Origin of the sequence: Herbaspirillum rhizosphaerae, assembly GCF_046025915.1 — a bacterium.
Lineage (GTDB): Bacteria > Pseudomonadota > Gammaproteobacteria > Burkholderiales > Burkholderiaceae_D > Herbaspirillum > Herbaspirillum rhizosphaerae_A.
In genome coordinates, this window is the sequence record NZ_JAQQFR010000010.1 from 210,483 (window position 1) to 233,118 (window position 22,636).

The following is a 22,636-nucleotide window of genomic DNA, read 5'->3' on the forward strand; positions in this document are numbered from 1 at the left end:
CTCAGCCTTCCTGCTTTCTGAGAAGGAGGATGGAGGCGCCAAGAATCACCGGGACTGCCGCCAGCAGGGACCAGAAGGATGGCATCAGCCCGGACAGGTCGAGCGCCTTGTTAAAAATTCCTCGGCTGATAGTGAGAAAGTGCGAGGCTGGATAGAGCTTTCCAATCCAGGCGCCCACGCCCTCAAGCGATGACACAGGATTGAGCAGACCGGCAAACTGCACGCAGGGGATGATGGTGCCGATCATGGTGACGAAAACGGCTGCGATCTGGCTGTTCGTGAAGGTGGAGGCCAGCAAGCCGAATCCGGTTGAACAAATGATGAAGACAAACGCGGTCAGGGCCAAAGAAACAAAATCGCCTTTGATCGGGACGTTGAAAATAGTCACCGCCAACAGCACCAAAAACAAAAAGTTAAGCATGCCCAGCAACACATACGGCACTTGTTTTCCCAGCAGAAACTCCGCACGCGTAATCGGTGTGACGTAGAGGTTGATGATCGAACCGAGCTCTTTCTCACGCACCACCGACAAGGCCGTCAGCATCGCCGGGATCATCATCAGCAACATCGGGATGACCGCAGGCACCATGGCGGGAAGACTTTTGACGTCGGGATTGTAGCGATAGCGCGTTTCTACCGAGCTGGCTGCGACCGGATACATGCCCAGGCGACGTGTCGCCATATCAACCAGCCACATCTGATGCATGGCCTGCACATAACCGCGGACGGTCTCCGCACGCATCGGCATGGCGCCGTCGATCCACGCGCCAATCTGTGGCGTCGCGCCACGTTCAAGGTCTCGCCCAAATCCGGAAGGGATCTCGATCGCCAGGGACAATTCTCCATCACGCATACGGCGATCAAGTTCGGCATAGTCTGACAGCGGTGCTTTTTCGATGAAGTAGCGCGAGCCGGACAAATTGAGTGCATAACTTTGGCTAAGCGACGTCTGATCACGGTCAAGCACTGCATAGGAAAGATTTTCGACATCCAGGCTGATGCCGTAGCCGATGATGAACAGCAGAATTGCGGTCCCCAGCAGAGCGAGTGTGGCTCTTACAGGATCGCGCCGCAACTCCAGTGTTTCGCGCAATGCGTAACTATAAGCCCGTCCGAAATGAAAGCCTCCGGTTCGGCTATCTGAAGGGGAGACCGCGGCCGGGGATGGGGGCTGTTGCCCGCTTGGTTGCGACGGCGTGGCTGAAATTTGCGCAGCCGCCGGTGCGTTGCTTTGCTCGCCCACAGCTTCTTTCAGGTAGCTGATGAAGGCTTGCTCAAGCGTTGCCGCCCCCCGTTGCCGCACCAAATCTGATGGACTTGCGCTGATGAGCACGCGGCCGGCATGCATGAGCGAAATGCGGTCGCAGCGTTCGGCCTCATTCATGAAATGTGTCGAGATGAAAATCGTCACATGGTCGTCGCGCGCCAGATCGATCATCAGTTGCCAAAACATGTCGCGTGCGATCGGATCAACACCCGAGGTCGGTTCATCCAGAATGAGCAATTCCGGGCGATGCACCATGGCGACGGCCAGCGAGAGTCGCTGGCGCACGCCCAGTGGAAGCCCCTCAGGCAAGTCGTCAAGAACTTGTTGCAGATCGAAGCGCTGCGCCATTTCGCTGACTCTTGCCGCAATGGTGCTTTCTGGTACCTGGAACAAGCGCGCATGCAGCACCAAATTCTGCCTGACGGTCAATTCGCTGTAGAGAGAAAACGCTTGCGACATATACCCCACGCGCCGCCGCGTGGCTAAATCATTGCTGTCCACTTCATGGCCAAAGAGCCAGGCTTTTCCTTCGCTGGCCGGAATCAGGCCAGTCAGCATTTTCATCGTGGTTGACTTGCCACAGCCGTTGGAGCCGAGAAATCCGAAAATCTCACCTCGCCTGATTCTGAAGTCGACATGATCGACAGCGACGAAATCACCGAAGCGCATCGTCAATCCTTTCGCTTCGATGGCGATCTCATCGGTCTCGGTGGTTTGCAATGGCGGGACGACGACGATGCGATGATTGCGTCGTTTGGATTCGGGAAGCATGGCGATGAACGCCGCCTCCAGAGAGGGGGCATTGAAGCGTTCACGCAGTTCGCGCGGGGTGCCCGTGGCAAGGATTTTTCCGTCGTCCATCGCGACCAGCCATTCAAAGCGGTCAGCTTCTTCCATGTAGGCGGTGGCGACAATCACGCTCATTCCAGGGCGCTCACTACGGATTCGCTCAATCAAATCCCAGAATTGTGCGCGTGACAAAGGATCGACACCGGTGGTGGGTTCGTCCAGGATCAGGAGATCAGGGTCATGGATGAGCGCGCAGCACAATCCCAATTTCTGTTTCATGCCGCCGGACAATTTTCCGGCCGGACGGGACAGAAACGGACTCAGTCCGGTACTTAGCGTGAGTTCGTCAATGCGGCGCCGGCGCGTAGCCGCGTCATGACCGAACAAGCGACCAAAGAACTGCAGGTTTTCCTCCACCGATAGCGTGGGGTAGAGATTCTTCCCCAAACCTTGAGGCATATAGGCAATACGTGGGCAGGTTCTGTCACGATGACGGCTGTCGCTCATGTTCCCGCCAAGCACGTCGACTTGTCCGAGTTGCAGGCGCCGTGCACCCGCGAGCAAAGACAATAGGCTGGATTTTCCGACACCGTCGGGACCGATCAGGCCAACCATGCAGCCGGCAGGAATGGAGAGATTGATGCCGTCCAGCGCCTGCGTTTTGCCAAGTACGAGACTGACGCCCGACAAGCGTGCGACCGGCTCTTGAAAAGCAGGCGTGCTCACTGCGGAACTTTCACGTTGAGTTCGGCCGGCCATTCTGTTTGCTCGGACAACTTGACCCAGGCGACGCCGGGCAGGCCGGTTTTAACCAGTTTCAGATGTTTGACCAGTAGTTCCCTGTCAATCTGCGCTTTGACGCGGAACATGAGTTTCTGCCGCTCGTTGGCAGTCTCTACGGTCTTTGGCGTGAATTGAGCAGTACTGGCAACATAAGAGACCTTGGCGGGGATCACATATTGCGAGGCGGCGTCAAGAATCAATCGAACGTCGCTGCCGATCGCCAGTTTTCCTGCGACCGTTTCCGGCACGAAAAAGGTCATGTAGACATCGCTCAGATCAACCAGATTGAGGACTTTTCCGCCCCCGGCAAGCACTTCGCCGGGTTGCGCAACACGATATTGGATCCGGCCGCTACGTGGCGCAGTCAATGCGCTGTCATTGATGTCTGCATCAATTCTGGCGACGGTCGCGCTGGCCGCAGTGACTGTCGCTGCGGCGCCGATAGCCTGCATACGTGCTGCATTGATGGCGGCAGCTGCGGCTCTGGCTTGTGCATTGGCGGCGGTGAGAGCCGCCTGCGTGGTACGTACGCGGGTACGGTCGTCGTCTACCTCCTGAATGGAAGAGGCGCCTTCCTGCACCAATGTTTCGGAACGCTTTAGCCGACGTTGCGCTGCATCCAGTTCGCTTTCACGCTGGGCGATCTGGGCTTGCGTCGCTTGCCAGTCGCTTTCGCGCACTGCGACTTGTGCCTGGGCACTGGCGACTGCTGCAATAAGCTGTTGTTTCTGTGCGCTGGCCTCATCGCGCTGTGCTTGCAGTACCTGAGTCTGCATATGCGCCAGCAACTGACCGGCAACGACGAAATCGCCTTCGTTGACAAGAATATCGTCGATACGGCCAGGCAGCTTTGCTGCGACATCGATCTCGGTAGCCTCAATGCGGCCGTTTCCGCTCGCGAAGTCGTCACCGGGACCGCTTCGATGAAAGTATTTCCAGCCGTACCACGCCACGGCCAGCCCCAATAGGATCAGCAGAACAGAATACAAAGACCGACGGGAAGGGATGTTCATTGTGAGCTACCTGTTTTCTTTTTGAGATCGAGTTGCTTGTCCTCAATCGGAATGTCATCGGATGCACCGCCCAACGCGGCATACAAGCTCACGTTGCTGGTTGCCAAAGCACGCTGTAACTGAACCAGTTGCTGTTGGGCTGTCAGCAGGTCACGCTGGGCGTCCAGCACATCCAGAAAGGATGCCGAGCCGTTGTCGTAGCGCAGCGTGGAGAGATGAGCGCGTTCCGATTGCACTGCAAGCGTCGTGGAGGCGATGTCTACCTGATAGTCCAGCCATATTCGGGCGGACAGTGCGTCCGACACATCCCGGAAGGCGTTTTGGATGGTCTTCTCATAGTTGAGTACGGCGATATGGCGGCGCGCTTCGGTCAATTGCAGATTGCTGTTGCGCAAACCGCCGTCAAACAAGGGCAACGAAATGCTGGGAGAGAATGTCCATGCGTGACTGCCGCTGTCGAATAAGCCGCCCAGTTCGGCGCTGGCGCTACCGGCCGATCCGGTCAATGCGATACGTGGGAAGAACGCGGCCCGCGCGGCACCGATATTCGCGTTGGCGGCACGAAGCTGATGCTCCGCCGCAATGATGTCGGGCCGATAAGTCAGTAGATCGGATGGAACTCCGGCGTGCAGTCGGCGCGGGGCATCAATTGTGGACAGCCTTTGCTGCAGCACCGTGTTGTTCAACGCGGTGCCGACCAGCAAAGTGAGTCGATGTATCTGCGCGGCACGATCTTGTTCCAGCTGCGCTACCAGACTTTGTGCTTGTGTCACAAGAACTGCCACCTGTGTCAGGTTGAGCCGGGAAGTCGATCCTACCTCGACGCGCCGTGAAAATATGCGATAGCTCTCGGCGCGGCTGGAGAGCGTCTGATCGGCAAGAAACAAGCGTTCGTTGAGCTCAGAAAGCGTCAGATAGCTGATTGCGACTTGCGCAATCAGATCAATGCGCACCGCGCGTTGCGCTGCATTCGTAGCCAGATAATTTTCAAGCGCGGCATCTTTCAGGCTACGCACGCGTCCCCAGAAATCCAGCTCCCAGCTGGCCATGCCCAAGCCAACCTGATACTGGCTGCCGACGATGGGCTTGCCCGTCAGATTGAGGTCGCCTGGTACGCGTGAGCGGTCCAATCCTGCCTGGGCGCCAATCGAGGGATATTGCGCGGACCGTTCAATGCCATATGCCGCACGTGTTTCATCGACGCGCGCGATAGCAATATGAAGATCCCGGTTGTTTTCCAGCGCAAGCTCAATCAATGATTGCAGGCGGACATCCTGGAAGTAGTTTCGCCAGCCGATCACATCGATAGTTTCACGCGACGAATTTGCCACCTCTTCGTACGACCGAGCCACAGGAAGGGGCGGGCGCACATAGTCAGGCGCAAGCGAAATGCAACCGGTGAGCTGCAACGCAAGGATAGCCCCCACACAATAGGTCCGAGCAGGATGTTTTCCGCTGACTGCCGCTATTCTTGCTAACTTCACGCTCGCTCCCGTATTGATGACTCCCATGTAAAGGAGTCTACGGGGCACCCGCGCGGGGTAACTTGATATCAATCAAATGTCCGCAAAGGAACATCCCTAAGCAATCATTTGAGACCAAAACGTGAAATCAGCCACGATTTGACAAGCTGTGTCATTGCAAGATATGCGAAGACGATCGCCATAATCGCCAGATTAAGATTGACTGGCAGCGCCGTGAGACCCAATGCATGCGCGATTGAAGATGCAGGTAGCCAAAACGCCAGTAAGCAAATGAGCAGGGTAGTGAGCAGTAACGGCAAACTGGGCTTGCTTTGGATGAAGGGGATTTTTCCCGTGCGAATGACATGTACTACCAATGTTTGCGACAGCAGTGACTCGACAAACCATCCGGACTGAAAAAGCAGAGGCTGACTGGCAGCGCCGAAGACGTACCACAACGTGCCGAAAGTCAGATAGTCAAATAACGAACTGACCGGGCCAAGTACCATCATGAAGCGGCCGATGTCGCGTATTTCCCAGCGCCGCGGTTCCTGTAAGTATTCTTCATCGACATGATCGGTGGCAATCGTTGTTTGCGAAAAATCGTAGAGCAAATTGTTCAACAGTATCTGTACCGGCGCCATGGGAATAAATGGCAGTATTGCGCTTGCCCCAAGTACGCTCAGCATATTGCCGAAAGCGGAGCTGGAGCTCATCTTGATATATTTTGTGATGTTGCCAAATACCCGCCGACCTTCAAGAACCCCCTCTTTCAAGACCATCAGGCTCTTGTGCAACAGAATGATATCGGCAGATTCCTTGGCAATATCAACTGCGCTGTCGACGGATATGCCGACATCGGCAGTTTTTAATGCCGCACCGTCGTTGATGCCGTCACCGAGATAACCGACGACGTGATGACGCATTTGCAGACAACGAATGATGCGGGCTTTCTGCTGCGGATTGAGTTTGGCGAAAATATCAGATTGTTCTGCGAGTACGCCTAAAGCATCATCGTCGAGTACGTCGATGTCGCTGCCAAGGACCGCATGCTCTCCAGGCAATCCGACGTGATGACAGACATTGCGGACCACGGCGCCGTTATCACCGCTCAGTACTTTTACCGTCACGCCATAGGCGTGCAGGCTGGCAATGGCTTCCGCTGCACTGTCTTTTGGGGGATCGAGGAAGGCGATATAGCCGACCAGGGTCAGCGTCGATTCATCGTCATTGTTGAAGCTGCTGTCATCAGTCGGCTTGAGGGCCGGCAATTGCTTGTATGCCACGGCAATGACGCGAAAACCATCTTCGTTCAGATCGTCTACGGTTTTGCTCAGCGATGCGCCATGCTCAGCCGCCAGAGGCATGGCCACACCATTGTGTTCAGCGTGCGTACAGATGCTTAAGATTTCTTCCGGAGCGCCTTTACAGATGAGTACACGCGTATGGTCGGCTTGTTCAACGATGACGGACATCCGACGCCGCTCAAAATCGAACGGCAACTCATCGACTTTGCTGAACTGGAGACCCGATTGCATTTTTTCATGCTGTTCCGCGTAGCTCAGAATTGCCACGTCCAGGAGATTTTTCAGACCGGTCTGAAAGAAGCTGTTCAGGTAAGCATATTCAACGACCTTTTGTGATTCCACACCATCGATATCGACATGTTTTTCAAGCAGGATGCGATCCTGGGTCAGTGTTCCCGTCTTATCGGTACAAAGAATGTTCATTGCGCCGAAGTTCTGGATTGCATTGAGTCGTTTGACGATGACTTTCTTTTTTGACATGGCCAGTGCACCCTTGGCCAGGTTGATCGTGATGATCATGGGGAGCATTTCGGGAGTGAGCCCGACAGCAACGGCGACGGCAAACAGCAAGGCCTCCAGCCAGTCGCCTTTGGAGAATCCATTGATGAGGAAAACCAGCGGCGCCATGACCAGCATGATACGAATGATCAGACGAATGTATCTGTCGATGCCACGGTCGAAGCTGGTCAGCTCGCGTGCTTTGACAAGATCTGCAGCGATGTGACCAAACGCCGTACGCTGACCAGTGGCAATGACGAGCGCAGTTCCGCTTCCGCTGATCACATTGGTACCCATGAACGCCAGATCAGGCAGGTCGGTAATATCCTTTGCCGAAAGATTTTCTGGCACGGCCGGCGTCTTTTCCGTCGGAAGTGACTCACCGGTCAGAGCTGCCTGGCTAATAAACAACATCTTGGAAGAAAGGATACGCACATCGGCTGGGGCGATATCGCCTGCGGACAGGAGAACAATGTCGCCCGGCACCAGATCCGACAGCGGTAATTCCTGCCTCCCTTGATCTGCCCGCAGCACCGTCGCGGTAGTCGCCACCATTGAGCGCAATTGCTGTGCGGCTTTATCGGCACGATGTTCCTGGACAAACGAGAGGAGCGAGGAAAGAACGACCATCACGCCAATCATCAGCGCGCCCCAGGTTTCGCCAATCAGAAGATTGAGACAAGTAAGCAGCAACAGGAGCAACGATAAAGGGCTCGCGAGCAGTTTGAAAAAATGACGCCATCCCTGCGATCTGGTTTCGGCTGCGATCGTATTAGGGCCGTATTTTTCGCGCCGGCTGGCTGCTTCCGCGGCTGAGAGTCCGAGATGGGAGGAGTTTTGTTGCGCCAATGCCGCTTCAGCGGTCATTGCGGCTACGCTTCTGAGTGCTGTCTCCGCAGCTTGCGCCGGCAAATGCGAAATCCGGCGATGGGCGTCGGGATGTATGCCGGAGATGGGCGGCGGAAGGGATGAAGATGTGATCAGGGGCGAGCTGGACATGCATCGATCCTCTTCATCAGGATTGCATGACATGCTTGCCCGGCGCCGCAAGTGTATGCAAGGGCATGGGTGGCGGCGAAATGCGTTTTCCCGAATGCAGGCGCAGCCATGACTCCCATGCAGGCCACCAGGAACCTTCTCGGCGTTGAACACTTTTCTGCCAGGTATCTGCGTCAATTATCTGGTCGTTTTCAGCGTGTGTCGCGATCTGAAAACTTCGATGCGGGTGGCCCGGGGGGGATACGACGCCGGCATTGTGACCACCTGACGTCAGGACAAACGTCACCTCGGTGTCCGACAGGCGGTGAATTTTGAATACCGAACGCCATGGTGCGACGTGATCGGTCACCGTCCCCACGGCGAAGATGGGCAGCCGGATGTCAGCCAGGTTGATGGACTTTCCATCCGTGAAGTGGCGCCCCTCAGCCAGATCGTTGTGCAAAAAAAGCTGGCGCAAGTACTCTGAGTGCATGCGATAGGGCATGCGTGTGGCGTCAGCGTTCCACGCCATCAGATCGCTCTTGGGTTCCGGCAGACCCAGAAGATATTGATTGAGTCTGTGTGACCAGATCAGATCATTCGATCGCAATAGCTGAAACGCACCGGCCATTTGCTTGGTGTCCAGATAACCTTGATTCCACATGATTGCTTCGAGAAAGCTGACCTGGCTTTCGTCGATAAACAGGGACAGCTCGCCGGGTTCTTCAAAGTCGACCTGTGACGCGAAAAGACTCACGCTGGCCAGGCGATCATCTCCATCACGCGCCATGCTGGCCGCTGCAATTGACAGCAAGGTACCGCCAAGACAGTAGCCGACGGCATTGATCTGTTTTGTTTTGGTTTTCGCGGTGATCGCGTCTATTGCTGCCATTACGCCGAGCCGGCGATAGTCTTCCATGGACAGATCACGGTCTTCCGCCTGAGGATTTTTCCACGAAATCATGAATACCGTATAGCCCAGATCGACCAGATATTTGACCAGCGAATTCTTCGGCGACAGATCCAGGATGTAATACTTCATGATCCATGCAGGAACAAACAGCAGGGGTGTGGCATGGACTGTTTTTGTTGTCGGCGTGTACTGAATCAGTTCGATCAAACTATTGTGAAAGACAACCTTTCCCGGTGTGACCGCCACATCTTTCCCAACGCAAAATCCATTTTCCTCAGATTTTTTTTCGGGCTCCACACTTTGACGCCAGTCACCCAGGGCATTGATCCATCCCTGTGCAAGGTTGCTGCCGCCCGAGGCGAGAGTCGCTTGCTGCACGACGGGATTGGTAAACAGAAAGTTCGATGGCGCCAACATGTCCAGCACTTGGCGCACGGTAAATGTCACGACATCTTCATGGTGTTGCGATTGCCCGCGAACGCCGGTCGTCGCGCGGTGCCACCATTGCTGTTGCAGCAAGAAACCTTGGGAAATGGCGTTAAACGGCCATTGCTCCCATGCCGGATCGCTGAAGCGGCGATCTTGCGGTAGCGGTTCTATACACAACGGAGATGCCGTTTTTTGATCGGTGCCGCAACAGTCTCGGCTATAGGCGTACCAGCGCCACCAGTTTTGCCAGGCCTTCTGCATCAGTTCCACACGCTTGGACGGCGATAGGGCCAAATGCGTTACCCAGTCGCCGTAGGCATTCAACATCGCAGCTGGTGAAATATTGCCGGTCAGTCGGCCCAGCCACGCATTGCTCATCAGATCCAGACGCGCCGAATCCGTGTCGTTTCCTGGAGTCTCACAGACTAACGGCGTAAGCCACGCGCTGGCTAGCCGCTCTGAAATTTGACGTGGGGAAGACGTTTTATCCGTCATGGAAAATCTCTCTGAAAACGATGACGCCAGCCCGGCAATGTTGCTTGTCATCGATAAATGATCACCGGCACTTCGCTGTGAATAAGCACTTTGTTGGTCTGGTCACCAAGCAAAATCCGATTCACGCCGCTGCGGCCGTGCGAGGCCATGAATATCGAGTCGCAGGCATAGCACGAAGCTGCTTCAACGATTGCCCTCCATGGATAAGGGCTTTCCACGGTATGTACCTGGCAAGCTATGCCGGCTGCGCCGGCCAGATCTTCAATGATCTGAACATAGTCTTTCGCCCCTTGCCGGATAGACTCCGACAGCAATGTGAAATCATTGCGTCGGCTGATCAAAGTGAAGGATTCGTAGGGAAGAGTCTTCGCGACCGAGAATCCTACTACTTCACTGCCATGATCCTTGGCGAACTCAATGGCAGCGCGTACTGCCCGATTTGACAGATCTGAACCATCTGTAGGGACTAAGATTTTTTTGAACATAAGATCCTCTGCAAAACGTATTCACCATCAGCATCAATGGGTAGCATCAATAAGCAGTATCCGACTGACTCTCCGTCGATATCATCGTGACAGCAATAAGGAAACCTGTGATTCAGCGATCACCACGCCTGTGGTCCCGCCCAATAGCGTGCTACGCCAACGTGGATGCGCAACGCATCCCATTACGATGAGGTCGACATTCAACTCATCGGCAAGCGCCAATAGCGCATGCCCGACATCGGCTGTTGGCGGACGACGAATGATATTGATCGGTTTCGCCAACGCTGTCAGGCATTGCTGTATGTCCTCTTCAACAGCCGGGCCGTGGGAACCGGGCGCAGTACCGTCCCCGAAAATCACGGCGCTGACAACATCGACATCCTGAATTATTGGAATCGCATTGCGTGCTGCTCTGGAGGCGACACTGCTGTTGTTCCAGGCGATCAGTGCATGTCGCCATAGAAACGGTTTTTCATTGATGACAAATACGGGTGCAGCTGCGTTCAAGGCGACAAACTCGACAAAGTCGCTTTCTTCGCGTCTGGCAATACACCTTAACTCACTCTTGCCAAGAATGATCAGGTCTGCAGCATTGCCATAGTGACTTAAAGCGCTGGCAGCATCATCGTCGACCTGTAACTGCTGAATGGTGGCAATACCATTTGCTCGCGCCAACAGGGTGAAACGCTCCAATGCCTCGGTCATTTCCAGACGTAGCTTTTCCCGTTGGCCGTATTGCTCTGGAAGATGCGCAGAAGCTGGCACATCCTCGACAATCGTCTCTCCGGAAAGACTGAGCAACCGCGACATGAATCTCGAAATCCCTGTGATGGCCAATCCGATGACGGTCGTGCGTGCGTGAGACGCTAAATGCGCTGCGAGTTTTACCCGACGCTCCAGATCGGCCGCATCGCTGACGTATATCAAGATAGATCTGTAATTCATGATTCGCCTCTCGCCAGCAGGTTAATGCCTCGCATTGGATGAAGAGATAGTAGACGTCAGTACGAAAATGGAATTGACTTATATCAAGCAAAGTGCGCCGGAGTGCCCCCACACGAAATTAATTTCTTGGTTATGTCGATTTTGATCCAAGTCAAATGGCGGCAGGGCAGCGGGGCATAGGATGATTTCCGTCGAGTCTCTTTTGATTGGAGAAAAAATGCTAAAGAAGATATTGCTTGCGACAGACGGATCGGATCTCTCAAAAAATGCCGTGAGGGCTGCGGTAGATTTTGCCGCATCGTATGGCAGCACCATCGTCGGCCTGGCGGTGTCCGAGATTTTTTCAAGCCTGATCATGCCGGAGATGGGAGCAGGGTACGACCTGAAGGGGATAGAAGACGAGATCTTGGAGCAGTCGAAGCTCAATGCTGAGTTCGTTGCCGAATGCGCGAAGAAATCAGGTGTTGCCTGTGAAGTACATGCCGTCAAGGGAACCCACCCCCATGAAGAAATCCTTCGCTTTGCTGCCGAATATGGTTGTGACTCCATCTTCATGGCGTCGCATGGGCGTCGAGGTCTGGACAAGCTGATATTGGGCAGCGAGACCCAGAAGGTGCTGACATTCAGCAAGTTGCCAGTCCTTGTATTCAAATAAAAGTATCGCAGGCAGACCGCTTTGCCAACGCGAACCATGACCAACAACATGAGAGGTGTTTCAATGAAAACCGATTTTCAGATCAAAAAAGACGTCATCGACGAACTGGCATGGGAAGCAGCCGTGAATGACAACGAGATTGGTGTCGAGGTGCGCGACGGCGTCGTCACTCTGGCGGGAAATCTTGACAGCTATGCAGAAAAATACGCAGCAGAGAAGGCCGCGCAGCGTGTTGCTGGCGTCAAGGGACTCGCCGTTGAAATCGATGTCGTGCTGCCAGGTTCCAGTAAACGCACGGATGCCGATATTGCCCGAACCGCAGCACATGGTTTGGAGTGGAATGCCTTGCTGCCAAAAGATCGGGTCAAGATCATGGTCGAGGATGGCTGGATTACCTTGAGCGGCGAGGTGGATCATCAATATCAGCGCGTGGCTGCAGAAAGCTCCCTGCGCAGCCTGCTTGGCGTCGTTGGTATCAGCAACCAGATCGCCGTAAAAAATATTGCAAGGCCGGTCGACATCAAGCTGCATATCGAAGCCGCATTGCAACGCCGCGCCCATTCAGCGGTAAAAGCGATCGATGTTGTCGTAAATGGTGATCAGATCACGCTCAACGGATCGGTTTCTTCGTTGGCAGAACGGCAGGCGGCGTTCGCTGCAGCACTCAGAACGCCAGGTGTGACGAAGGTGATTGACAAGCTTTCTGTCGGCATTTAAGTCGCCTTTATTCGCGTATCTACGTTGATCTTCAGCGTCCTTTAATAGCGTATTTCATATTGAGTATCCCAATGAAAAACACGATGCAAGCAGCAGTGGTGGAGCAGTTCGGAAAACCACTCGTCATCAAGGAGATTCCGTTGCCTTCTCCCGGGCCAGGGCAGATTTTGGTCAAAACGGAAGCATGCGGGGTCTGTCATACGGATCTCCACGCTGCACGCGGAGACTGGCCGGTGAAACCCGCCTTGCCCTTTGTTCCCGGGCATGAAGGAATTGGCGTTGTCGTGGGCATTGGTGCCGGCGTGACGGAAGTGAATATGGGCGACCGTGTCGGTGTGCCATGGCTTTACTCCGCGTGTGGGCATTGCGAGCATTGTCTGGCGGCGTGGGAGACGGTATGCGCCGAAGCAGAGTTTGGCGGCTACACCAAGAATGGCGGTTTCGCAGAATACATTCTGGCCGATCCAAGATACGTGGCGCATATTCCTGCGGGACTGTCCGCAACGTCGGCAGCACCCATCATCTGTGCAGGCGTAACATCCTATAAGGGTATCAAGGAATGCAAGGCACAGCCTGGCGAATGGCTTGCCGTCTCAGGGATCGGTGGACTGGGCCATCTGGCAGTTCAATATGGCAAGGCGATGGGGCTGCGCGTGTGCGCGATTGACATCGACGACGACAAACTCGAACATGCCCGTCTTCTCGGAGCAGAAGCTGTCATCAATGCACGTGTCGGTGATCCTGTTGCTCGTTTGCGAGAAATCACGGGAGGCGGGGCACATGGTGTGTTGATTACAGCGCCGTCTCTGGAGGCATTTCATCAAGGTGTTGCGATGACACGAAAACGTGGAACTTGTGTGCTGGTCGGATTGCCTCCCGGTGAATTTCCGACGCCCTTGTTTGACGTTGTTGCCAACTGCATCACGATTCGCGGATCCTTTGTCGGCACACGCAAAGATATGGCGGAAGCGCTCGCTTTTGCTGCTGCAGGTAAGGTCAAGGCAGATATTGAGCTGCAACCCCTGGCGTCAATCAATCATGTTTTCGAGCGGCTGGAACATGGTGACGTGCCGTCGCGCGTCGTATTGACGTTTGTTTGATAGCGCCAGGCTGATCATTGCTTTGGATAGTAGACGGGAGTCGAGACCAGAATCTCACTCCCGGATGCAAGTTTGCCCAATGCAGACAAATTAAGTATTTCAACGTCGCGCTGACGCACTTGAATCAGTCCATCTCTGCGCATTTTGGCAATCATACGGCTGATGCTTTCTATCGTCAGACCAAGATGATTGCCGATATCTTCACGCGTCATCCGCAGTTGGAAGCGTGTCGCAGAATATCCGCGTGTCGCGTAGCTCATCGACAGATTGATCAGAAAAGATGCAAAGCGTTGTTCGGCACGCATATTGCCGAGCAGCATGATGATTCTTTGTTCGTTGGTAATTTCCTGGCTCAGGGCGCGATGGAAATGGTGTAGCAGCGTCGGCATCTGGGCAAACAAGTTCTCCAGCAGTTCGAAGGGAATTTCGCATACCTCGCTATCCTCCAAAGCGACGGCATCGCATTGGTAACGCTCGGTATTGATGGCATCCATGCCGAGGAGCTCTCCCGTCATCGGAAACCCCGTGATTTGGCGATCGCCGGCAATATTTTGCTGATAGCTTTTGAAGTGCCCGACACGTACCGCATACAGCGACGTGAACGGATCGCCAATGCGATAAAGAAAGCTGTCGCGGGGCACCTTGCGTCGACCGATGATCTTATCAAGTCGCTGTGTATCGCACTCATTGAGACCCGTGGGCAAGCAGATCTGATGCATGCTGCATCCGGAACAGCTTCTCAATGCGGAATTGAGTGCAAAGACGGGTGCCGGGGTGTGATTAGACGTAGCGGATTGCAAGGGATAGTTCATAAGTTGCTCCGGTAGACGATACGATGAGTCAAACAGCGAGTGAGCTGAGTGTAGGCGTCAATGGCTCTTGCGTCGCGTTCTCTCTGACGTATACCTGTTCTGGATCAACTTGTTTGCATTTTTGAGTCGCTGACTCAATTGATTCTGTTCGCTTCGGGTAACACCCGTCCAGAAATGCTCGCTTTTTGCAAGATACTGCGCCGGATTTTGATCTGGGTCAGCATGTTTTGTTGCGATTGCCCTAGCATCTTTATAGAAGCAATTTCAACAACACCTTCGGCGCAACGTCCATGCTCAGTAAACAACATCGCTCCGTTATTCGATCCGCAAAGATATTTGTGGCGTCGGTTTGCATTCTATTAGCGATTCTCACGATATGGAGCAACTGGCGCGCACGAGAAGTTCAACTAGGTGAGGCACGTAGCACAACCACGAACATTGCCCGCGCATTGGTTCAACATGCTGAAGACACGTTTAAAGAAGCGGATACCGCGTTGATCGGCATCTCTGAGCGGCTTGAGTACGATGGGCGAAAAGCGCCGGCGTTGCAGAGATTGGGACGCTTTCTGACAATACAGGTCGCAGAGCTTTCGCAATTACACGCATTGTTTGTCATTGATAGGAGTGGAAATTGGATTGTTACCTCAGAAAAATCGACCAGCCTGACCGCTAACAGCACGGATCGTGAATATTTTCGGTATCACCAGACTCATGAGAGTAGCGCGCCGTACATCGGTCATCCCGTTCAGAGCCGTATGAGCGGGGAGTGGATTGTGACCATTTCTCGTCGATTGAATAAAGCGGACGGCAGTTTCGACGGGGTCGTCATGGCCGCGATCAAGCTAAGCTATTTCACGGAGTTTTATGGCAACTTCGATATTGGTAATGCTGGTGCGCTGCTGCTTGCATCGAACGACGGCAACATTCTTGTTCGACGTCCATTGCTTAATGACTCGGTCGGCAAGAGCCTGGAGAACGCCTCCATTTTCCGTGATTATGCAGCCAAGACGGAAGCGGGCGTGGCGCGTATTCTCTCCGCACAGGATGGAATTACTCGCGTCAATAGCTATCGCCATCTAAGTCGTTATCCGCTTTTTGTTGCAGCAGCACTATCGGAGGATGAAATTCTTGCTGGCTGGAGAACGGATGCTTTCTTACATGGTTTCGGATTGCTGCTGCTGATCCTGTTTCTGGGATTTTTTGGAAACCGCCTTATTCTTCAGATTCAATTACGCGTTGCAGCCGAAAATGAAGCAATTGACAGTCGATCGAATGTAGAGCGTCTCAACGAGACACTGCAGGGGTTGGCAATGCATGACGGCCTCACGGGGTTGGCAAACAGACGCTGCTTTGATGATGAAATTCTAAAGGAGCTGCGGCGTGCTGCGCGTAGTGGCGAGTCACTTGCCGTAGTGATGATTGATGTTGATTACTTCAAGCGATATAACGATACGTACGGACATCTTGCAGGCGATGAGTGCCTGCGGCGTATTGCGTCCTTGCTTAAGGTAGCCGGGCAGCGCCCAGGAGACCTTGTCGCACGATATGGCGGTGAGGAGATCGTGATCCTGTTACCAGATTGCGATGAGAAAAGCGCCGCACAGATTGCCTTCGGCTTGCTAAAAAATATCTGCGCTCTGGCAATTCCACATACTGGAAATCCGCCGGGAATTGTTACTGCTAGCGCAGGCGTTGGTGTATTGGCCGAGGTGTCCAGCATCGACACACCGGAAGATGTTATCGACATGGCGGACAAAGCCCTTTACCAAGCAAAATCTACGGGGCGAAATCGTGTTTGCGTCTACCAAAATATCGCTGCTGCGGCATAACGAAGGTGTATGACTGGAGCCCAATTCCTGGCACATGAAAGAAGCAGTATCCGGATCTAGAGTGGACATGGCGACGACCCGGCTGTTGTCAATACATTTCTCGTGATTGTCGCTGGAGAAAGGGATTGAATGCCTCTGGGAGTAAATCGCTTGAGCCTGAGCAACTCTGCATCGGCATGCGATTGTGGGACGATCTATGTACGCCGGACGGCGTCTCGCGGCTTACCCGACATCAAGTCCTGGCTCAAATACGACGCATTGAGCAAATCGAAGATGCGTGCCTGAATGTCTCTCGCCGGCTTGCTTCACTGATGAACGCTCAGCGAACCAGCCCACAGTGATTCAAGATTAGGAAAGTTCCACCGCTCCCTCGCTTCCCGGTCAATGATCGCATCGTCGACGTCCGGGGCTGACAAATCCAGACGCTCTACAGCGATGGGTTCGTGGGACTCTTCAGAAAAGAAAACTTTGACCACCGGCTTGGTCAGGGAGGCTTTGTTTTGTTCCAGGACGACCGCCAATCTCCCTGAACGGAGTTTTACCAGGGCGCCGGTTGGATAGATACCGAGGCTTTTGACGAATGCTGAAAGGACGGTGGGATCAAAGTGGCCTTTCCATGACGCCATGCGGGCAAGTGATTCCGCCGGATCCCATCCATTTTTATACGGACGCTGAGAGGTGACAGCATCGTACACATCGCATACTGCGCCCATGCGTGACAGTAAGGAGATTTTGTTGCCGCTCAAGCCCTCCGGATAACCGCTGCCGTCGATTTTTTCATGGTGATGGAGGCAGACATCGCCGGCAGCAGCAGGAATGGCCACATCACTGCTCAGAAGCTGATATCCGATCGATGGATGCCTCTTCACCATTTCATACTCTTCTGCGCTGAGTGCACCCGGCTTGTTCAAGATTTCCAACGGTGTCAGCGCTTTGCCTATGTCGTGCAATAGCCCGGCGATTCCCGCTTCCCGACAATATTCCTCATCCATTCCCAACGTCCGACCCAGCGACACCATCAATGCGCAGACGGCAACGGAATGCATATAAGTGTAGTCGTCGCTGGTCTTAAGGCGTGCCAGGCTGATCAACGCTCCAGGATTGCGTAACACCGACGCGGCGATCTCGGCGACAAGCGGCAGGCAACCTTCGACATCGATGGCTTTTCCGAGCCGTACTTCATTGAACATGGAGATGGTGGCTGCACGAGCACTCTTGCAGAGAACGGCGGCTCGCTGGAGTTCTTCATCAAAAGAGGTGGTTTCCGCCACGGCCGGGACAAGGTCGACAGGAGCGGTATCGACGAATTCATCACTCGTGTCCATGTCCTCCTGCGCCACATCCTTTCCCTTGCTGATATCAATCCAGCACGACTCTATTCCACATGTCCATGCAGCTTGCAGATCTGCATAATCACGCAATAAAAATTTGCCTTTCCAAAAGGGATGTTTGATCCAGGCATCATCGAATCCATGCAGATACATGCCCAGGCGCAGTTCGCTGATTTTTATTTTCTTGAGACGGCTCATGTTGAGATCCTATAAGAACTCAAGCCCTTGCGATCCTGGCAGGCTGGCTGGTTCGCGGGCGTTCGACCGCAAGCACTACAGACTTGGCAGGGCTATGGTTGATGTGGTTCACTAATTTGAAAATGCTGACCGCCTGCGACAGTTTAACGGTCTGTTCTTCCAGGCTAGCCGCTGCTGCTGCTGCTTGCTCAACCAACGCGGCGTTTTGCTGAGTGACTTCGTCCATCAAGGTAACGGCTTCGTTGACTTGTTGAATACCATTGCTTTGCTCGCCGGACGCGGCCGAGATTTCGCCGATGATGCTGGTGACGCGCTGCACGGAGGATACGACACCTTCCATCGTTGTTCCCGCCTGCGCTACCAGCGTGACACCGGCGTCGACTTTTTGAACCGACACGTTGATCAGGGTTTTGATCTCTTTGGCAGCAGCTGCCGATCGATGCGCCAGACTGCGTACTTCGGTGGCGACGACGGCAAATCCGCGGCCTTGTTCACCAGCACGCGCCGCTTCAACGGCTGCGTTGAGCGCAAGGATGTTGGTCTGAAATGCGATGCTGTCAATAATTCCGATGATGTCGACAATGCGTTTTGCAGAGTCGCTGATTTCGCCCATGGTCGTAGTGACCTTATGTACCACTTCTCCGCCGGCAATCGCGACTTCGGATGCGGACGATGCGGACTTGTTGGCTTGCATGGCATTGTCAGCATTTTGCCTTACGGTGGCAGCCAACTCTTCCATGCTGGCAGCGGTCTCTTCAAGACTGGATGCCTGTGCTTCCGTACGGCCGGACAAGTCCATGTTGCCCTTGGCGATTTCTTTCGTCGAGACCTGAATCGAATCTACGTTTGCGCGGACATCACCGATGATGGCAACCAGGTTGACCGTCATTTGTTGCAACGCACGTAACAACTGACCGGTATCGTCTTTACGGGAAGACGAAAATTTGCTGGACAGATCGCCGCCGGCAATCGATCGGGCCACGTCTGTCGCCAGCTTGAGCGGCTGTGAAATCGACGTCAGCAAAGAATGCCAGAAGTACAGGATCATGGCTGCGCCGCCCAGTGTTGCACCGCCAATCCAGTAAGCCCCGGTATTGCCTTGCGTCCCGGCGTGCAGATTTGCACCGCCCAGTACGAGGAGAAGCGCGATCATGAAGCTCATGATCAGGCCGATGCGCAATGTCAGGGAGATGTCGCGCAGGTTGCGGAGGCGCGCAAGGACACCGGTACTGACGACCTCGCCTTGACGGATAGCGAAACCCTTGGCCTTGCCGTCCTTGAACATCCGGTAAGCCTTGCCGGCCTCAGCAACCTGTTGAGAGGAAGGGCGGGTGCGTACCGACATGTACCCGACGGGTTTCCCGTTCTCACGGACAGGAGTGACATTGGCAAGGACCCAGTAGTAATCACCATTTTTACAGCGATTCTTGACCATGCCAGTCCATGGGACGCCTAATTTGAGTGTCGCCCACATGTCGGCAAACGCCTCAACCGGCATGTCAGGATGGCGCACGATATTTTGCGGGGCGCCGATCAGTTCCGCCTCGGTAAAGCCGCTCACTTCCAGGAAGTAAGGATTGACGTACTGGATATTTCCTTGCAAGTCGGTTTTGGAAACAATTGACTCACCATCTTTGAAGGGATGTTCGTTGTTGGTGACGGGCAGATTGGTGCGCATGCAGTGCTCCCTTTTCAAGTGGTGCTTCGTATTGGAACTTGCCTTCGGTGGACGTCAGGCCGGAACAGCGTGCAAGTTGCTTGCAGGCGAGGCGGCGGATTTTTGCAGGGCGGCTTTGATGGTCGCTGCCAGTTCCTCGACTGCAAACTTGGCAACATAGCCGTCCGCTCCGACGCTGCGTACGTGATCTTCATTTGCAGATCCGGACAGGGAAGAGTGGATGACGACCGGAATACTTTTCAAGCGCGGATCGGATTTAACGTTTCTGGTGAGCGTAAAGCCATCCATCTCCGGCATTTCCAGATCGGTAAGAATCAAGGCAACCCGGTCGCTGATTGGCGTACCGGCCTGTTTTGATTCTGCGACGATGGACTGCAATTTTTCCCAGGCTTCCTTGCCGGTCTTTGTCATGATGTACGGCAGACCGAGTGTTTCCAGTCCATGTTCAATGAGTGAGCGGGCCACTTTGGAGTCGTCTGCTGCCAGCGCGACCGAGCCTGGCTTGATCATGGACTGCAGTGAGGTGACCTGCGTTTCGTTCAGCGCCTTTTGAATCGGCGATGTCATATGCAGAATCTGCTCCACGTCCAACACTTGCACCAGATGTCCGCCTTCGCCTTCAGAGTCCAGGCGTGCGATGCTGGTGACGATGTCGCCACCGGCGCGCGATTCTGCAGACAGTACCTGGCTCCAGTCAAGGCGAACGATTTCTTCGACTGACTCGACCGCAAATGCTTGCGTGCTGCGTGCATACTCGGTAATCAACAGAATGTTGAGACCGGTACGCGGCGTGCAGCCGGCGACCGCAGGCAGATCAATGACCGAGATCACCTGACCGCGGATGTTGACCATTCCCAGCACGGGCGACTGTGTTCCCGCTGCTTTGGTGATCGGCATCATCGGGACAATTTCCCGAATCTTGAAGACGTTGATACCGAAGAGTTCACCGGGTGTATCTTCCGTACCGCCACCGAGGCGAAACAAAAGCAATTCGAATTTGTTGCTGCTGGTGAGATTCGTACGTTCGTCGATTTCTTTTTGAAATGCATCCATGGAAACCTCAAGGTTATGTGTGGCCGGCAGGAACTATGTGCCTGCTTTGCTTTGCTTTGCTTTGCTTTGCGTCGTCTGGTGTCCAATCGGCTTCGACCGGACCTGATTTATTTCAGAACTGCTCCCAGGAGCCATTCATATCGTCGGTCGCGGTTGCAACTTGCTTCTGCGCCAACGATCGGATGTCTTTGCGTGGAAGCTGAGATGCACGTGGGGTAATGTCGATACTGCGATGGCTTTGGTGCGGAATACTATTCAACATCAAGCCGTCGTTATGGCCCAGCTTGAATACACCAACTGCGACTGACAATCTGCCAGCCTGTTCTTGCAGTGACTGGGCTGCGGCAGCGGCCTCTTCGACCAGCGCGGCGTTCTGCTGAGTCACTTCGTCCATTTGCGCAATGGCTTGATTGATCTGTTCGAGGCCGCTGCTTTGTTCAACACTTGCCGCCGAAATTTCTCCCACAATGTCGGTCACACGCTTGACGCTGGCTACCACTTCATCCATGGTCGCACCGGCCTGAGCCACCAATTTACTACCGTCGTCGACTTTGGAGACGGAGTTGTCAATCAGGGTTTTGATTTCTTTGGCTGCGGCTGCCGAACGTTGGGCCAGATTGCGAACCTCTGAAGCAACAACGGCAAACCCACGACCTTGTTCACCAGCACGTGCGGCTTCCACGGCCGCATTCAGGGCAAGGATGTTGGTCTGGAAGGCAATGCTGTCAATGACGCTGATGATGTCAACAATCTTGCGTGAGGACTCATTGATGGCATCCATCGTGCTGACCACTTTCCCGACAACATTGCCGCCCTGAACAGCAACCTCGGACGCGGAGACCGCCAACTGATTGGCCTGACGGGCATTGTCCGCATTTTGTTTTACGGTCGATGTCAGTTCTTCCATGGCCGACGCGGTTTCTTCCAGCGAGCCGGCTTGTTCTTCGGTACGTGAAGACAGATCCAGGTTACCGGCCGCAATTTCGCCGGAGGCGGTATTGATGGTATCGGTACTGGTGCGCACTTCGCCGACGATTTTGAGCAAATTGTCATTCATGGACTTGAGCGCCAGCATGAGTTCGCCTGTTTCGTCCTTGCTATGGGCTTCGATATCGGCAGTCAGGTCTCCGGCCGCAACTCGTTTCGCGACGTCGAGAGCCTCACCTAAAGGGCGCGAGACTATTTTTGCAATCCATACGGCAAGACACAGCGAGAGAGCAATGGCCGCGATCAGGAATCCTGAGATCAATACCTTGGCGCTGGCGTAGGTCTGCGCAGATAACTGATTGGACGTTGCCGCACCTTTTTCATTAACAATCACCAGCTTTTCCACCGAGTCCATCGCTTCCCGATATGAGGCGGTCGACAGGCCATTGAGCAAGACGAGAGCTTCGTCTCTCTTGCCGGTAGCGACCAGTTTCATGATCTTCGGATGCTCGTCCACAAAAGCCTGAATTTGCTTTTCTGCCTGTGGATAGATGGCTTTCTCTTCTGGTTCCGAGATTTGCTCGGTATAGAGTTTTTGAGCGCGAATGATAAGGGCCAGTTGATTGGTGGCATTTTTATCGGCTTCGGCAGCTCGTTCCGGAGTGAGCGCGGAAATATGTTGAAGCTCGAAGCTGCGTAAGCGGGATAAGGTCAGTTTAAGATCTGCCAGCGTACGAATACTGGGCAGCCAATTGGACGCAATTTCGTTGGATGCCTGATTGACCTTATTAAGCTGGATCAATGCGAAGCCACCTAAGGCAGTAACAAGCAAGAGGATTACTGAAAAAGACAAAATCAGTTTTTTTGCAATTTTCAGATCGTAGAACCATTTCATGCGAATCTCCCGAGGTCGACTATTGAAGGAATACTGTCGAGTGGCGATGTGCATCATATGTTTGTTGCGCCAAATC

Annotated in this window: 16 protein-coding genes; 4 read left to right on the top strand and 12 right to left on the bottom strand. The window is 54.1% G+C overall.

The genetic code is table 11. From position 1 onward, the window contains the following. Window position 1: 1 nt before the first annotated feature. The 7 genes from rbbA to PQR63_RS16415 all read right to left on the bottom strand — a co-directional run bounded on the left by rbbA (window position 2) and on the right by PQR63_RS16415 (window position 11,365). On the bottom strand, window positions 2-2,815 hold the full coding sequence (gene rbbA, locus PQR63_RS16385; protein WP_408169061.1) for a ribosome-associated ATPase/putative transporter RbbA: 2,814 nt from the start codon (window positions 2,813-2,815) through the stop codon (window positions 2-4). Beyond that, entirely contained in the window at window positions 2,779-3,852 is a 1,074-nt protein-coding gene (locus PQR63_RS16390) for an HlyD family secretion protein (protein ID WP_408169062.1), read from the bottom strand. The genes rbbA and PQR63_RS16390 overlap by 37 nt, the downstream gene beginning before the upstream one ends. After that, window positions 3,849-5,408, bottom strand: a complete 1,560-nt coding sequence (locus PQR63_RS16395; RefSeq protein ID WP_408169063.1) for an efflux transporter outer membrane subunit — start codon at window positions 5,406-5,408, stop codon at window positions 3,849-3,851. Before PQR63_RS16395 ends, PQR63_RS16390 begins: the two co-directional genes overlap by 4 nt. Before the next feature lie 32 nt (window positions 5,409-5,440). Further along, window positions 5,441-8,119: a magnesium-translocating P-type ATPase gene (gene mgtA, locus PQR63_RS16400; protein ID WP_408169064.1), complete on the bottom strand. Its 2,679-nt coding sequence runs from the start codon at window positions 8,117-8,119 to the stop codon at window positions 5,441-5,443. 16 nt (window positions 8,120-8,135) lie between these two features. Continuing rightward, the gene (locus PQR63_RS16405; RefSeq protein ID WP_408169065.1) at window positions 8,136-9,935 is read right to left on the bottom strand and encodes a PHA/PHB synthase family protein; all 1,800 of its coding nucleotides are present in this window, start codon (window positions 9,933-9,935) and stop codon (window positions 8,136-8,138) included. A gap of 47 nt (window positions 9,936-9,982) precedes the next feature. After that, window positions 9,983-10,420: a universal stress protein gene (locus PQR63_RS16410; protein ID WP_408169066.1), complete on the bottom strand. Its 438-nt coding sequence runs from the start codon at window positions 10,418-10,420 to the stop codon at window positions 9,983-9,985. Between the two features lie 81 nt (window positions 10,421-10,501). Beyond that, window positions 10,502-11,365, bottom strand: a complete 864-nt coding sequence (locus tag PQR63_RS16415) for a universal stress protein (RefSeq protein ID WP_408169067.1) — start codon at window positions 11,363-11,365, stop codon at window positions 10,502-10,504. Between the two features lie 181 nt (window positions 11,366-11,546). On the opposite strand from PQR63_RS16415, the gene PQR63_RS16420 reads away from it, so the two are divergent. The 3 genes from PQR63_RS16420 (at window position 11,547) to PQR63_RS16430 (ending at window position 13,837) form a co-directional block, all read left to right on the top strand. Beyond that, the gene (locus PQR63_RS16420) at window positions 11,547-12,020 is read left to right on the top strand and encodes a universal stress protein (protein WP_408169068.1); all 474 of its coding nucleotides are present in this window, start codon (window positions 11,547-11,549) and stop codon (window positions 12,018-12,020) included. 63 nt (window positions 12,021-12,083) lie between these two features. After that, the gene (locus PQR63_RS16425) at window positions 12,084-12,737 is read left to right on the top strand and encodes a BON domain-containing protein (RefSeq protein WP_408169106.1); all 654 of its coding nucleotides are present in this window, start codon (window positions 12,084-12,086) and stop codon (window positions 12,735-12,737) included. Window positions 12,738-12,808: 71 nt separating this feature from the next. Beyond that, on the top strand, window positions 12,809-13,837 hold the full coding sequence (locus tag PQR63_RS16430) for a zinc-dependent alcohol dehydrogenase (protein WP_408169069.1): 1,029 nt from the start codon (window positions 12,809-12,811) through the stop codon (window positions 13,835-13,837). Window positions 13,838-13,851: 14 nt separating this feature from the next. On the opposite strand, the gene fnr is transcribed toward PQR63_RS16430, so the two are convergent. Then, window positions 13,852-14,649, bottom strand: coding sequence for a fumarate/nitrate reduction transcriptional regulator Fnr (gene fnr / locus PQR63_RS16435; RefSeq protein WP_408169070.1), 798 nt, complete (start codon window positions 14,647-14,649; stop codon window positions 13,852-13,854). A gap of 290 nt (window positions 14,650-14,939) precedes the next feature. Here fnr and PQR63_RS16440 point away from each other — a divergent pair, with 290 nt between their 5' ends. Beyond that, the gene (locus tag PQR63_RS16440) at window positions 14,940-16,478 is read left to right on the top strand and encodes a sensor domain-containing diguanylate cyclase (RefSeq protein WP_408169071.1); all 1,539 of its coding nucleotides are present in this window, start codon (window positions 14,940-14,942) and stop codon (window positions 16,476-16,478) included. 305 nt (window positions 16,479-16,783) lie between these two features. On the opposite strand, the gene PQR63_RS16445 is transcribed toward PQR63_RS16440, so the two are convergent. The 4 genes from PQR63_RS16445 to PQR63_RS16460 all read right to left on the bottom strand — a co-directional run bounded on the left by PQR63_RS16445 (window position 16,784) and on the right by PQR63_RS16460 (window position 22,560). Continuing rightward, the gene (locus tag PQR63_RS16445; RefSeq protein ID WP_408169072.1) at window positions 16,784-18,007 is read right to left on the bottom strand and encodes a cyclic di-GMP phosphodiesterase; all 1,224 of its coding nucleotides are present in this window, start codon (window positions 18,005-18,007) and stop codon (window positions 16,784-16,786) included. A gap of 19 nt (window positions 18,008-18,026) precedes the next feature. Beyond that, on the bottom strand, window positions 18,027-19,685 hold the full coding sequence (locus tag PQR63_RS16450) for a methyl-accepting chemotaxis protein (protein WP_408169073.1): 1,659 nt from the start codon (window positions 19,683-19,685) through the stop codon (window positions 18,027-18,029). A gap of 54 nt (window positions 19,686-19,739) precedes the next feature. After that, window positions 19,740-20,738, bottom strand: a complete 999-nt coding sequence (locus tag PQR63_RS16455; protein WP_408169074.1) for a chemotaxis protein — start codon at window positions 20,736-20,738, stop codon at window positions 19,740-19,742. Window positions 20,739-20,850: 112 nt separating this feature from the next. Next, window positions 20,851-22,560 carry a methyl-accepting chemotaxis protein gene (locus tag PQR63_RS16460; RefSeq protein WP_408169107.1) on the bottom strand — a complete coding sequence of 570 codons (1,710 nt, stop codon included), beginning with the start codon at window positions 22,558-22,560 and terminating at the stop codon, window positions 20,851-20,853. Between the last annotated feature and the right edge of the window lie 76 nt (window positions 22,561-22,636).

What these genes read in the sequence shown, in the direction of transcription:
- rbbA (WP_408169061.1), bottom strand. Translation starts at nt 2,815, where the DNA reads ATGGCCGGCCGAACTCAACGTGAAAGTTCCGCAGTGAGCACGCCTGCT.
- PQR63_RS16390 (WP_408169062.1), bottom strand. Translation starts at nt 3,852, where the DNA reads ATGAACATCCCTTCCCGTCGGTCTTTGTATTCTGTTCTGCTGATCCTA.
- mgtA (WP_408169064.1), bottom strand. Translation starts at nt 8,119, where the DNA reads ATGTCCAGCTCGCCCCTGATCACATCTTCATCCCTTCCGCCGCCCATC.
- PQR63_RS16405 (WP_408169065.1), bottom strand. Translation starts at nt 9,935, where the DNA reads ATGACGGATAAAACGTCTTCCCCACGTCAAATTTCAGAGCGGCTAGCC.
- PQR63_RS16410 (WP_408169066.1), bottom strand. Translation starts at nt 10,420, where the DNA reads ATGTTCAAAAAAATCTTAGTCCCTACAGATGGTTCAGATCTGTCAAAT.
- PQR63_RS16415 (WP_408169067.1), bottom strand. Translation starts at nt 11,365, where the DNA reads ATGAATTACAGATCTATCTTGATATACGTCAGCGATGCGGCCGATCTG.
- PQR63_RS16420 (WP_408169068.1), top strand. Translation starts at nt 11,547, where the DNA reads ATGATTTCCGTCGAGTCTCTTTTGATTGGAGAAAAAATGCTAAAGAAG.
- PQR63_RS16425 (WP_408169106.1), top strand. Translation starts at nt 12,084, where the DNA reads ATGAAAACCGATTTTCAGATCAAAAAAGACGTCATCGACGAACTGGCA.
- PQR63_RS16430 (WP_408169069.1), top strand. Translation starts at nt 12,809, where the DNA reads ATGAAAAACACGATGCAAGCAGCAGTGGTGGAGCAGTTCGGAAAACCA.
- fnr (WP_408169070.1), bottom strand. Translation starts at nt 14,649, where the DNA reads ATGAACTATCCCTTGCAATCCGCTACGTCTAATCACACCCCGGCACCC.
- PQR63_RS16440 (WP_408169071.1), top strand. Translation starts at nt 14,940, where the DNA reads ATGCTCAGTAAACAACATCGCTCCGTTATTCGATCCGCAAAGATATTT.
- PQR63_RS16445 (WP_408169072.1), bottom strand. Translation starts at nt 18,007, where the DNA reads ATGAGCCGTCTCAAGAAAATAAAAATCAGCGAACTGCGCCTGGGCATG.
- PQR63_RS16450 (WP_408169073.1), bottom strand. Translation starts at nt 19,685, where the DNA reads ATGCGCACCAATCTGCCCGTCACCAACAACGAACATCCCTTCAAAGAT.
- PQR63_RS16455 (WP_408169074.1), bottom strand. Translation starts at nt 20,738, where the DNA reads ATGGATGCATTTCAAAAAGAAATCGACGAACGTACGAATCTCACCAGC.
- PQR63_RS16460 (WP_408169107.1), bottom strand. Translation starts at nt 22,560, where the DNA reads ATGAAATGGTTCTACGATCTGAAAATTGCAAAAAAACTGATTTTGTCT.